The 12,355-nt window shown below is 70.7% G+C and carries 11 protein-coding genes; 9 read left to right on the forward strand and 2 right to left on the reverse strand.

What is annotated here, in order from left to right; all coding sequences use genetic code 11:
• The first annotated feature begins 122 nt into the window (after nt 1-122).
• The 3 genes from CLV67_RS17085 to CLV67_RS17095 all read left to right on the forward strand — a co-directional run bounded on the left by CLV67_RS17085 (nt 123) and on the right by CLV67_RS17095 (nt 3,414).
• On the forward strand, nt 123-1,856 hold the full coding sequence (locus CLV67_RS17085) for an alpha/beta hydrolase (RefSeq protein WP_106319422.1): 1,734 nt from the start codon (nt 123-125) through the stop codon (nt 1,854-1,856).
• Between the two features lie 316 nt (nt 1,857-2,172).
• Nucleotides 2,173-2,358, forward strand: coding sequence for a hypothetical protein (locus CLV67_RS17090; RefSeq protein WP_106319424.1), 186 nt, complete (start codon nt 2,173-2,175; stop codon nt 2,356-2,358).
• Nucleotides 2,359-2,376: 18 nt separating this feature from the next.
• Nucleotides 2,377-3,414, forward strand: coding sequence for a WD40/YVTN/BNR-like repeat-containing protein (locus CLV67_RS17095; protein ID WP_106319426.1), 1,038 nt, complete (start codon nt 2,377-2,379; stop codon nt 3,412-3,414).
• Between the two features lie 7 nt (nt 3,415-3,421).
• Here CLV67_RS17095 and CLV67_RS17100 read toward each other — a convergent pair whose 3' ends face one another.
• Both CLV67_RS17100 and CLV67_RS17105 read right to left on the reverse strand, forming a co-directional pair.
• Nucleotides 3,422-4,060: a LuxR C-terminal-related transcriptional regulator gene (locus tag CLV67_RS17100; RefSeq protein ID WP_106319428.1), complete on the reverse strand. Its 639-nt coding sequence runs from the start codon at nt 4,058-4,060 to the stop codon at nt 3,422-3,424.
• Nucleotides 4,012-5,298 (reverse strand): sensor histidine kinase, encoded by a 1,287-nt coding sequence (locus CLV67_RS17105; protein ID WP_106319430.1) that lies wholly within the window; start codon nt 5,296-5,298, stop codon nt 4,012-4,014. The genes CLV67_RS17100 and CLV67_RS17105 overlap by 49 nt, the downstream gene beginning before the upstream one ends.
• 108 nt (nt 5,299-5,406) lie before the next feature.
• Between CLV67_RS17105 and CLV67_RS17110 the strand changes: the two genes are divergently transcribed.
• The 6 genes from CLV67_RS17110 (at nt 5,407) to CLV67_RS17135 (ending at nt 12,160) form a co-directional block, all read left to right on the forward strand.
• Nucleotides 5,407-6,411, forward strand: coding sequence for a fatty acid desaturase family protein (locus CLV67_RS17110; RefSeq protein WP_106319432.1), 1,005 nt, complete (start codon nt 5,407-5,409; stop codon nt 6,409-6,411).
• Between the two features lie 79 nt (nt 6,412-6,490).
• Complete coding sequence (locus tag CLV67_RS17115) at nt 6,491-7,453, forward strand: CDP-alcohol phosphatidyltransferase family protein (protein ID WP_239165946.1); 963 nt, start codon at nt 6,491-6,493, stop codon at nt 7,451-7,453.
• Between the two features lie 111 nt (nt 7,454-7,564).
• Nucleotides 7,565-7,993: a peptidase associated/transthyretin-like domain-containing protein gene (locus CLV67_RS17120; protein ID WP_146169210.1), complete on the forward strand. Its 429-nt coding sequence runs from the start codon at nt 7,565-7,567 to the stop codon at nt 7,991-7,993.
• 24 nt (nt 7,994-8,017) lie between these two features.
• A complete protein-coding gene (locus CLV67_RS17125; RefSeq protein WP_106319438.1) occupies nt 8,018-9,616 on the forward strand; it encodes a phospholipid carrier-dependent glycosyltransferase in 1,599 nt (532 codons plus the stop codon).
• Nucleotides 9,617-9,656: 40 nt separating this feature from the next.
• Nucleotides 9,657-11,312, forward strand: coding sequence for a GMC oxidoreductase (locus CLV67_RS17130; protein ID WP_106319440.1), 1,656 nt, complete (start codon nt 9,657-9,659; stop codon nt 11,310-11,312).
• Nucleotides 11,313-11,437: 125 nt separating this feature from the next.
• Nucleotides 11,438-12,160 (forward strand): SDR family oxidoreductase, encoded by a 723-nt coding sequence (locus CLV67_RS17135; RefSeq protein ID WP_106319442.1) that lies wholly within the window; start codon nt 11,438-11,440, stop codon nt 12,158-12,160.
• Nucleotides 12,161-12,355 lie beyond the last annotated feature (195 nt).

The following is a 12,355-nucleotide window of genomic DNA, read 5'->3' on the forward strand; positions in this document are numbered from 1 at the left end:
GGGATTACCCGGAGAGAAATAGGGCGGCGCTCAACGGCATCGAGCCATGAGAATGGGGAGGCAGCGCGTCGGGTAGATGTCCTCACGCCCGGTGCGGACCGGTCCGACGAACGGAGCACCGGATGCACAGACAGGTGGTCTCGTCGCCGCCCAGCTGGCCTGCGGCGCTCCGCGCCCGGATCCCCTCCCCTCGCCGCCCCCTCTCCGACTCCCCCGTCGTCCTGCCGGTTCTCCCGCCACCCCGGCGACGTATCGTCCGGACCCGCCTGAGCCTCGCCGGAGCCGGCCTCGCCGCCGTCTTCTACTGCCTCTCCTTCACCCCGTCACTGCTGCCCCGGGCCTGGTTCCTGCAGGGCGTCGTGGCCGGTATCACGGCCGCCATGGGCTACGCGACCGGTGCCGCCGCCGGCGCGCTGGTCCGCCGTGTGCGCGGTCCCTTCGGGGCCGGGACCACCCGGATCGCCTGGCTGCTGCTGGCCGCGGCACTTCCCGTCCTGGTGGCGATCTTCCTCTGGCTGGGCACCCGATGGCAGCGTGATCTGCGGATCCGCCTCGGAATGCCACCCGTCCCGGAGTACGACGTGGCCCGTACCGTCGGCGTCAGCCTGCTGACCTTCGGGACGCTGCTGCTGATCGCCCGGCTACTGCGACTCGCCACATACGGCTGCGCCCTGCTGTTCCGGCGGGTCTTCCCGGTCACGGCCGCCTACTGCGCCGGCACCCTGGTGGTGGCCGTGCTGGCGTACGGCGCCTTCGACGGCCTGCTGATCGCCAACCTGTTCGCCACCGCCGACCGGCTGGCCGCCGTGGAGAACAGCGGGACCGGCAACGGCGTGACCGTCCCGGCGTCGACGCTGCGCTCGGGCGGCCCGCGGTCGCTCGTGCCGTGGGACACCCTTGGGCGCCAGGGCCGGGCGTTCGTGGCCGGGGCGCCCACGGGCGAGCAGCTCACCGAGTTCGCCGGACGGCCCGCGGTGGAGCCGATCCGGGTCTACGCCGGCCTCACCTCGGCCGACACCCTGGAGAAACGCGCCGAACTGGTGGTCCGCGAGATGGACCGGACCGGGGCGTTCGACCGCTCGGTGGTGGCCGTCTTCACCCCGACCGGCACCGGCTGGGTCGACAACAAGGTGACCCGCTCCCTTGAGTACATGTACGCCGGGGACACCGCGCTGGTGTCCATGCAGTACTCGTACCTGCCCAGCTTCTTCGCCTTCATGGGCGACCGCTCCGAGGTGGCGGACGCGGCCGACGCACTGATCGGCGCGGTCCGGGAGCGCTGGTCCCGGCTGCCGGCCGCGACCCGGCCCCGGCTGCTGCTGTTCGGGGAGAGCCTGGGGACGTACGGGATGGAGATGACCTTCGGCACGCCGGAGCGCCTGGTCGACGGGGCGGACGGGGCGCTGCTGCTCGGGCCGACGTTCGCCAACCCGACCCACCGGGTGCTCACGGCCGGCCGGGAGCCCGGCAGCCCGGTCTGGGACCCGGACTATCCGGGCCTGGCGGTCGAGTTCGCCGACGACGCGGCCGAGCTCCGCGACCTGACCGGGCCCCGGCCCAAGGTGGTCTACCTGCAGAACGCCACCGATCCGGTGGTCTGGTGGAGCTGGGACCTGCTCTGGAAGAAACCGGAGTGGCTGGTCGGGAAGCGGGCGCAGGACGTCACCCCGGACATGCATTGGTACCCCGGCATCACGTTCTGGCAGATCACCTGTGACCTGGTCTTCTCCAACAAGGTGCCGACCGGGCACGGACACTCGTACAAGTCCGAGACGGTCGACGGATGGGCCGCTATCGCTCCACCACCGGGCTGGACGACGCAGGACAGTCTTCGTCTGCGGGCACTGCTGGGCTGACGCCGGACGGACGGTCGCCGAGCCGCGCGATCACCGGCCTCTCCCCGGCCCGCTCCTCCGCGTAGGCGCGGACGGCCAGACCGGCCAGAGCCGCCGCCACCGTCGACACGATCAGCACGGTGAGAGCGCCGCGCCGGAAATCCGTCCTGAATCGGTCATCCATCGGCAGGCCTCTCCTATCAGCGAAACCTCCCATTAATGGTGATGCGACGGACACGGGGTTCGTACCCGGTTGTTCGACTGACCCAGAACGAGTGACAACCGCCGAAGCGCCCCGCCCGTTGAGAATCGAGGTGGGATGCGGAGAGGGGCGGCGATGATGGATGCGCTGAACGGATTCCAGCGACTGCCCGGCCGGCGTCCGCGCCCCGTGACGCAGGGACTGGTCGCGATGATCGCCGCGGTGCTGATCCTCGGCTGTGGCCTGCTCGCCGGGCGGCTCTTCGCGAACGAGGCGCCCGCACCCGTACCGTCACCGGGACCGTCGAGATCCGCCGCCTGACGCGGTAGGTTCGCCGGCATGACGTTGCATCGAAATCTGTCCATAGCAGTGCTCGCCCTCGTCGTGGCCGGCGGCACCGGATTCACCCCGGGCCCCGGACTGTCCTGGCAGCTCACCGACACCGGCACGACCGCGCGGTTCCGTGGGCTGGCCCCGGTCAGCGGACACGTCGCGTGGGCCGCCGGGTCCGCCGGGACGGTTCTGCGGACCGTCGACGGCGGACGCACCTGGGCCTCGGTCGGGCCACCGGACGCGGCCGCGTTGCAGTTCCGGGACATCGAGGCCTTCGACTCCCGCAACGCGGTGGCCCTCACCATCGGCAACGGCCCGGACTCCCGCGTGTACGCGACCTCGGACGGCGGTGCCACCTGGACCGAGACGTTCCGCAACGACGATCCGGTCGCCTTCTACGACTGCCTGACGTTCTCCGACCGGCGGCACGGCCTGGCCCTGTCCGACCCGGTCGGCGGGAAGTTCCGGATCCTGGCCACCCGCGACGGCGGCCGCACCTGGAAGGTCAGCCCGACCGAGGGCATGCCGGAAGCGCTGCCCGGCGAGTTCGCCTTCGCGGCCAGCGGGACCTGTCTCGTCTCGTCCGGCCGCCACGCCTGGTTCGCCACCGGCGGTGACGCCACCGCCCGGGTGTTCAGCTCGCGCGACGGCGGACGCACCTGGAAGGTGAGCGATTCGCCGCTGCCCAGCGGGCCGAGCGCCGGAATCTACTCACTGGCGTTCCGGGACCCCGGGCACGGGATCGCGGTCGGTGGCGACTACAACACCGAGACGTCCGCGCCGGACGGTGCGGCGGTCACCCGGGACGGTGGCCGGCACTGGACCGTGTCGAAGAGGGAGCCCGGCGAGTACCGGTCCGGGGTGGCCTGGTGGCGTGGACGGACCGCGCTGGCGGTCGGGCCGACCGGCAGCGACGTGTCCTTCGACGGCGGCGTCACCTGGCGCCGGTTCGACTCCGGCAGCTTCGACGCGGTGGCCTGCACCGATGACGGCTCCTGCTGGGCGTCCGGCCGCGACGGCCGGATCGCACGCCTGCGGAAGTGACCGGGGTTCAGACGTCGAGGTAGGCGAGGACGGCCAGGACGCGGCGGTGATCGTCGTCGGAGGGCGGCAGGCCCAGCTTCGTGAAGATGCTGCTGATGTGCTTGCTGACCGCCTTCTCACCGATGAACAGCTTGGTGGCGATCGCCCCGTTCGACCGGCCCTCGGCCATCAGTCCCAGCACCTCACGCTCCCGGCCGGTCAGCGCGGCCAGGGGCGGCTGGTGGCGGGCGAGCAGCTGCGAGACGACCTCCGGGTCCATCGCGGTGCCGCCGCCCGCCACCCGGCGCACCGCGTCCACGAACTGGGCCACGTTCGCCACCCGATCCTTGAGCAGGTAACCCACACCGCCGGCCCGGTCGGTCAGCAGCTCCCGGGCGTACAGCGGCTCGACGTGCTGGGACAGCACCAGCACCGGCAGGCCGGGCACCCGCTGCCGGGCCGCGATCGCCGCCTGCAGCCCCTCGTCGGTGAAGGTGGGCGGCAGGCGTACGTCCACCACCGCCACGTCCGGCTTGTGCTCCAGCAGGGCCGGCAGCAGCGACGGTCCGTTGTCGACCGACGCCACGACCTGGAACTCGAACGCCTCGAGGAGACGGGTCAGCCCGTCCCGGAGGAGGGCGAGGTCTTCGGCGAGGACAACGCGCACGGCAGCTCCATGGTCACGACGGTCGGTCCGCCCGGCGGGCTGGACAGGCTCATCGTGCCATCGAAGGCGGCGAGACGGCGTTCGATGCCCCGCAGCCCGGTCCCACCCGACGGATCGGCCCCACCACGGCCGTCGTCGCTGATCCGCATGAACAGTGAGTCCCCGGTGTGCCACAGGTCCACCGCGGTGTTCCGGGCACCGCCGTGCCGGGCCGCGTTCGCCAGCGCCTCGGCGACCGCGAAGTAGGCCGCCGACTCGACCGGCGTGTCGAGGCGTCCCGGCAGCGACGCCGTCACCTCGGTCGGGGTGGGCAGGGCCATCGCCAGCGCCCGCACCGCGCCCTCCAGCCCGCGCTCGGCGAGCACCGGCGGGTGAATGCCGCGGACCAGGTGACGCAGCTCGACCAGGGCCGCCGAACTGGTCTCCCGCGCCTCGGCCAGCAGTTTGCGGGCGGTGGCCGGGTCGGCGTCGACGATCTCCTCGGCCAGCCCGATCGTCATGCCGAGCGCGACCAGCCGGGCCTGGGCGCCGTCGTGCAGATCGCGTTCGATCCGGCGCAGCTCGGCGGCCTGTGCGTCGACCGTGTCGGCCCGGGTGACGGTGAGCTGGCTGACCCGCAGACGCAGCTCGGCGGCCCGGGTCGGTGCCAGGAACAGCCGGTTGAAGAGGGCGTCGGCCCGTCGGAGATAGGGCGCCGCGGCGATGCCGATCGCCAGGATCAGCGCGCCCTGCGGCAGCGACAGGAAACCCTCGCCCAGGGTCTCGATCGGCCAGATCATGCCGTAGCCGTACGAGTCGGTGCCGAGCCAGATCCACAGCGGGATGAGCAGGATGCCCTCGGCCCCGTAGACGGGCAGTGCCAGCGTGAACACCGCCAGCACCAGGCCGATCACCGTGCCGGGCACCAGCCAGGCGAAGTCCCGCCAGGTCGCCGGGTCGGTGATCAGCCACCGGTAGTAGCCCACGCCGCCGAAGACGGCCTTCTCCGGGCGCGGACGGTACGGCCGGGAGATGGCCACGCCACGTCCGGCGGCGAGCCTGCGGGCGGCGTCGGCGCGGGCCCGGATCAGCAACGTGACCAGTGGCAGCACCAGAAGGCCGATCCCGAACACCGGGGTCAGGACCAGCCCGACCACGAAGAACAGGAACAGCGGGAGATTGACGACGGCGAGCGGGACGGCGAGCAGGCCGCCGGCCACCGCACGGACGCCGTCGCGGATCCAGTCACGCGAGTCCATGCCACCATCCTCGCCAGCCGCCGCCACGTTGTCGGTAGTGCCAGCCCTACCGTGATTCGGTGGCCTGACACTCCTGCCCGTCGATCATTTCGCCGGAACGCTTGCGGCATGACGACGACAGCCGAGACACGCGCCACCGCAGGCAGCGACTTCGCCGAGCTCAACCGCCGGATCAACGCGGCCGGGCTCCTGCGCCGGCGGCCGGGCCACTACGCCGTACGACTGAGTCTGGTCTCTCTCGCCATGATCGGCGGCTGGACCGCGTTCTTCCTGGTCGGAGCGTCCTGGTGGACGCTCGCTGTGGCCGTGTTCCTGGCCGTGGCGTTCGCCCAGGTGGCATTGGTGGCGCACGACCTGGCGCACCGGCAGGTGTTCCGCCGGAACGCACCGAGCGCGCGGGCCGGGATGATCGCCGGGAACCTGGCGATCGGCATGTCCTACGGCTACTGGATGGACAAGCACACCAAGCACCACGCCAACCCGAACCATGACGACCTGGACCCGGACGTCAGCCCCGACGTGCTGGTGTGGTCCCGCGAGAGTGCCCGTGGCAAGGGCTTCCTGGTGCGCCACCAGGCGTGGTTCTTCTTCCCGCTGCTCACCCTCCTGGGCCTCTCCCTCAAACGGGACAGCGTCCGCGCGCTTCTCGGCGGCTCGGTCAAGCGACGCGGCCTCGAGTCCGTGCTTCTCGCGGTTCATTTCCTGGGGTACGCCGCCGCGCTGCTCCTGGTCCTGTCGCCGGCCCAGGCACTGGCCTTCCTGGTGGTGCACCAGGCCCTCTTCGGCGTCTACCTCGGCCTGACGTTCGCCCCCAACCACAAGGGCATGCCGCACCCGGACGGAACCGAGGACTTCCTCCGCAAACAGGTGCTGACGTCACGCAACGTGCGTGGCGGGCCGTTCGTGGACGCGGCGCTGGGCGGGCTCAACTACCAGATCGAGCATCACCTGTTCCCGGCCATGCCGACGCCGAACCTGCGCCGGGCGCAGCCGATCGTTCGGGACTATTGCGACGAGATCGGTGTTCCGTACGAGATGACCGGATTGGTGGAGTCCTATCGTCAGGCGCTCCGGCACCTTCACGACGTGGGCGTCGAGCTGCGTGTCAGGTGAGGCACGCGTAGAGTTGTGCTCTACAACAACGAGCGAGACCGTGTTGTGACTTTGCCGAAAATTCCGACTACGGGCCGCCTTGATCGGCATTACCGCAGGTAAGTGGCCCTGGTTCACCGGCGGGCCACATAGCGTTCTCATGGGATTAAGGTCTAAAGTGCCGCGCGTGAAGGTGACCTTGCAGGAAATCCGGGAACGGACTTACAAACCGGTTGACGCGTGGTGGACCGTGCTCCTGGTCGATCCACTGGCGGCTCGGCTGGTGCGTCTGGTTGCGCCGTACCGATGGATCACGCCCAACGTTCTGACCCTTATCGCCTCGATCTTCGGATTCGGGGCGGCCGCCTGTTTCGCCACCGGCGAGCGGTGGGCGCTCGTCGCCGGCGGCATCCTGTTCCACATCAGCTTCGTCGTCGACTGTATGGACGGCAAGATCGCGAGGCTGAACGGGACGGGGACGATGTTCGGGCAGTGGCTCGACTTCGTGCTCGACCGGGTGCGGGTCTTCTTCATCGCGCTGGCCCTGTTCGGCGGCCAGTACGTGCAGACCGAGAACGTGGCGTGGCTCTGGCTCATGGCCGTGGCCGTCTTCCTGGACCTGTTCCGCTACCTGAACAGCGCCCAGATGACCAAGGTGCGCGCCAGCATGCGCGACCAGATCGCCGCCTACCGCCTGCCGGTCGCGCCCCGGGCCGATTCGGGCGCCGACATGGGCGAGCCGGGCGACGAGATGCCCGCCCCCGCGCCGGCCGCGGCCGGCGGCGGCTCGCTGAAGAACCGGATCGGCGCGACGCTGCGCCGCAACCGGATCCGGACGCACCTGTTCAGCGGCATCGAGTACGAGATGTTCGTCTTCATCGTCGGCCCGATCACCGGCCTGATCTTCGGAGTGACCATCGCGGCCGGCGCCGCGCTGCTCGCCTTCGAGATGTTCCTGATCTACAAGCTGCTCCGGGCCTGCCAGCAGTTCCCCGGCAAGCTGGCCGCCGCCAAGGCCGCCCACGAGGAGCAGGAGACCGAACGCGTCCCGTCCTCGGTCTGAGGTCACCACCGGTCATCTGACACCCCCGGCGCGCACGTCGCACCGGGGGTGCTCCCGTTCTGCCACCGGCGTCGGGGTTCAGGCACCGGGATCGGTGCCGAACAGACCGCCATGACGGAGACTGCCATCGGTGTGCCGCTGACCGTGAAACTGCGGCTGGTGAGCTCGAACTCGGGTCGCCCGCGGACCGGCTGCACAGTCAGCCTCTGGCACTGCGGCGGCCACCGGAACCGCAGCCGGCAGCCGGTCGACCCGGCCGGCTGGGTCGCGTTCAGCAGCGCGTTCCCGGGTGCCCACGCCGGGCACTGGCCGCACGTGCACTTCGCGGTGCACTCCGACGGTGATCTCCTGCACGCCGCGCAACTCGCCCTGCCGCAGGACGCGTGCGCCAAGGCGTACCGGCCGGACGAACGGCGCCGCCTCGACGCGATGACGATCGCGGGCGACGACTGCTTCACCGACGGGTGGGCCCTGGAGATGCCGTCGGTGACCGGCGACGCGTCCCGCGGGATGGTGGCGACCCGCACAGTGGGCGTCTGAGGGGACCACGGCTAGATTGGCCCGATGCCACGACGCCGCTTGATCCAGATCCTGGCGGTCGTGGCGATGCTGGCGCAGATGGCGTTCGCCATGGTCACCACGGCGATGCAGCAGTCGCCGACGATCGACGAGCCGGTCTACGTGGCCACCGCCGAGATCTACCGGCAGCAGCACAGCCTGCGCTACAACCCGGAGCACCCGCCGCTCGGCAAGCTGATCATCGCGACCGGCACGGCGTTCGCCGGGGCCGAGCTGGACCCGGCCTACCCCGGCAACCAGACCCGGCTCGGACGCCATCTGCTGTACGAGAGCGGCAACAACCCGTTCCAGCTGATGCTGCTGGCCCGGCTGCCGATCATCGTGCTCACCCTGGTGTTCGGGCTGGTGGTGTTCTTCTTCGCGCGCGACCTGGCGGGGCCGTGGGCCGGGCTGATCGCGCTCGCGCTCTACAGCTTCTCCCCCGACGTCATCGCGCACGGCTCGCTCGCCACCCTCGACGTGCCGGCCGCGGGGATGCTGCTCACCGCGTTCTGGATGGCCTGGCGCGCCCGGACCCGGCCGGGGCTGTACGTGCCCCTCGCCGGGGTGGCGCTGGGCGCGGCCCTCGCGACGCGGGCCAGTGTGCTCCCGGCCGTACCGCTGGTGATGTTGCTCGTCGGCCTGTCCGCCTGGCGTGCCCGGACCGATGACCTGAAGCGACGCCTTCTGATCGCCGCGGGAGCGGCCGCGGGTGCCGGGCTGATCGCCGTGGCCGTGGTGTGGTTCGTGTATCTCGTGGTGGATCCCCGGCTGCGCTGGACCACGCCGCCCAACCTGCCCGACGTCGAGGGCCTCAAGGGCCTGGCGGTGGACCTGCTGCCGTTCCCGCAGGCCTATCGCGACGGGATGCTGATCCAGTTCAAGTTCGAGAACCGGCTGTTCAACGGGTTCCTGCTGGGCGAGTCCTACAAGGGGTCGCCGTGGTACTACATGCCGGTCGCGATCCTGATCAAGACGCCGCTGGCGATGCTGGCGCTCTGGATCGGCGGGGTGTTCACCATGCTGGTGGTGCCGAGGCTGCGGGTCGCGCTGCTCTACCTGCTGCCGGTCTCCGCGGTGCTGTTGCTGGTCACCATGACCGGTGCGCGCAACTACGGCACCCGGTACGCCATCCACCTGCCGATGTTCCTGGCCGTCGCCGCGGGCGCCGTGGCACTGATCGAGTGGAAATGGTCGCGGATCGCCGCCGGGCTGCTCGTGCTCTGGGTGGCGGCCACGTCGGCGCTGACCTTCCCGTACTACCTGCCGTACTCGAACGAGGCCTTCGGCGGAACCTCGCAGACCCACCTCAACCTGCACGACGCCAACGTCGACTGGGGGCAGGACCTGGCCCGGCTGGGACAGCATCTGCGCACGAGATATCCCGGCGAGCAGGTGTGGCTGGTCTACAAGGGGTCGGGGGTGCCCTCCTACTACGGAATCAGGGCGCGCGATCCGTATTCGGTGCCGCTCGACGAGATCCGCGGCCTGCTGGTCGTCTCCGACTCCCGGGTCGCCCTGGCCGGGCCCCGGCTGAAACAGATGATCGCCACATCGCGGGAGATAGACCACGTCGGGTACTCGATCCGGATATATCGACGCTGACCCCTTGATGGTTACCGGCTGGTAATGCTTAGGTGACCCGATGACGCACTTCGACATCGTGATCGTGGGCAGCGGCTTCGGTGGCAGCGTCAGCGCTCTGCGGCTGGCGGAGAAGGGGTACCGGGTCGCCGTGCTCGAAGCCGGCCGCCGGTTCACTCCGGAGACCCTGCCCAAGACCTCCTGGGACCTGCGCAACTTCCTCTGGGCGCCGAAGCTCGGGCTCCGCGGTATGCAGCGCATCACCCTGCTCAAGGACATCATGGTGCTGTCCGCGGCCGGGGTCGGCGGCGGCTCGCTCGTCTACGCCAACACCCTCTACGTACCGCCGGCACCGTTCTTCGCCGACGCGAACTGGTCGCACATCACCGATTGGTCGTCCGAGCTGGCACCCTTCTACGACCAGGCGTCGCGGATGCTCGGCGTGACCGAACAGCCGACCATGACGTCGTCGGACGTCGTCATCAAGCAGGTCGCCGAGGACATGGGGGTCGGGCACACGTTCCGGCGCACCCCCGTCGGGGTGTACTTCGGCGAACCCGGCAAGACCGTGCCCGACCCGTACTTCGGCGGCGCCGGCCCGGAACGTACCGGCTGCGTCGAGTGCGGCAACTGCATGATCGGCTGCAAGGTGGGAGCCAAGAACCGGCTCGACGTCAACTACCTCTACCTGGCCGAGCGTGCCGGGGTGACCGTGCAGCCGGACACCGAGGTCACGGCGGTCGTCAGAACGAGCGACGGCTGGCGTATCGAGACCCGGCGCGGCGTCTTCACCGCCGAGCAGGTCATCCTGTCGGCCGGAGCGCTCGGCACCCAGCGGCTGCTGCACACCATGAAGGACCGCGGAGTGCTGCCCGGGCTGTCCGACCGGCTCGGGCAGCTGACCCGGACCAACTCCGAGGCCCTGCTCGGCGCCGCCGCCGCCGACGTGCCCGAGCAGCCGTTCTCCCAGGGCATCGCGATCACCTCGTCGTTCCACCCGGACGCCGACACCCACATCGAGCCGGTCCGGTACGGGCCTCGCAGCAACGCCATGGGCCTGCTCTCGACGATCCTCGTCGACGGCGGCGGGCGGGTGCCGCGGCCGCTGCGGTTCCTCTGGCAGGCTCTGCGGCACCCGGTGGTGCTCGGGCACTCGCTGTCGGTGCGCCGGTGGAGCGAGCGGACCATCATCGCGCTGGTCATGCAGTCGGTGGACAACTCGCTGACGGTACGGCGTACGCGTACCGGCCGGCTCACCACCTCACTCGGTCACGGCAAGCCCAACCCGACGTGGATCCCGGTCGGTCACGAAGCGGTCCGGCGGATCGCCGACCGGATCGGCGGGTACCCCGGGGGCACCGTGGGCGACATCTTCAACATCCCGCTCACCGCCCACATCCTCGGCGGCGCGACCATCGGCGACTCGCCGTCGACCGGTGTCGTGGACGCGTACCACCGGGTCTTCGGATACCCCGGCCTGCACGTCATCGACGGGTCAGCGGTGCCCGCCAACCTGGGCGTCAACCCGTCCCTGACGATCACCGCGCTCGCCGAGCGGGCCGTCGCGCTGTGGCCCAACAAGGGCGAGGCCGACCCGAGGCCCGATCTCGGCTCCGGGTACCGGCGCGTCGATCCGGTCGCTCCCCGTTCCCCCGCCGTCCCGGCCCACGCCCCCGGCGCCCTGCGGCTGATCCCTCTACGACCCACCTCCGGCTGACACCCTCTCGCGGGTTCATCTCCCCCTCGTAGCTCGCCGTCCTTGTCGCGGCACGCCGGCCACTCCCGGCATGCCGCCCTTTCGGGGCCGCCCGGCACCTTCGGGGACGCCTAGCATCGACGGGTATGACGCTCCCTCTGACCGGAAAGACTGCTCTCGTCACCGGCGGCTCCCGTGGCATCGGGCGGGCCACCGTGCTGCGCCTGGTCGCTGACGGCGCCCGGGTCGTGTTCACGTACCACTCCGCCAAGGACGCCGCCGACGCCCTGACCGAGGAGACCGGCGCGGTCGCGGTCCGCTGCGATCAGGCCGACCTCGACACGCTCCCGGCCGTCTTCGAAACCGTCCGCGACGGCCTGGACATCCTGGTCAACAACGCCGGGGTGGCCTTCGCCAAGCCCATCGCCGAGATCACCCCGGCCGACTTCGACCGGATCCTGACGATCAACACGAAGTTCCCGCTCTTCGCCATCCAGGCCGCCGTCCCACTGCTGCGTGACGGCGGCCGGATCATCAACCTGTCCAGCCTCAACACCGCGGTCCCGGCACCGGGTGGCGCCCTCTACAGCGCGAGCAAGGCCGCCCTCGAGCAGGTCACCAAGATCGCCGCCCGCGAACTGGGCGCACGCGGCATCACGGTCAACACCGTCTCGCCCGGCGCCACCGACACCGACATGCTGCGCTCGGTCAACACTCCGGAGGGCCTCGAACGGGCCGTCGCGTTCACCGCCCTCCAGCGCCTCGGCACCCCGGAGGACGTCGCCGCGGTGATCGCCCTCCTGGCCGGCCCCGACGCCGCCTGGGTCACGGGCCAGAACCTCCACGCCGGCGGCGGCTTCGTGATCTGACCGCAACCGCAGCGGATCTCCACAGCTGTGTCGCACCGCCGTCTCAGCGCGAGACAACGGTGCGACACAGCCGGGTTCTGGGGCGCTACCCCCGGAGGGTGGTGACCACTGATTCAGCCCGTGAGGGGCCTTGGCGGGCGGGAGTGGGCAGCCGCCTCGCGGGCGGAGCCAGGGGACGGCCAGGTGTGCGGTCGA

Source organism: Actinoplanes italicus, from assembly GCF_003001815.1.
GTDB classification, from domain to species: Bacteria; Actinomycetota; Actinomycetes; order Mycobacteriales; family Micromonosporaceae; genus Actinoplanes; species Actinoplanes italicus.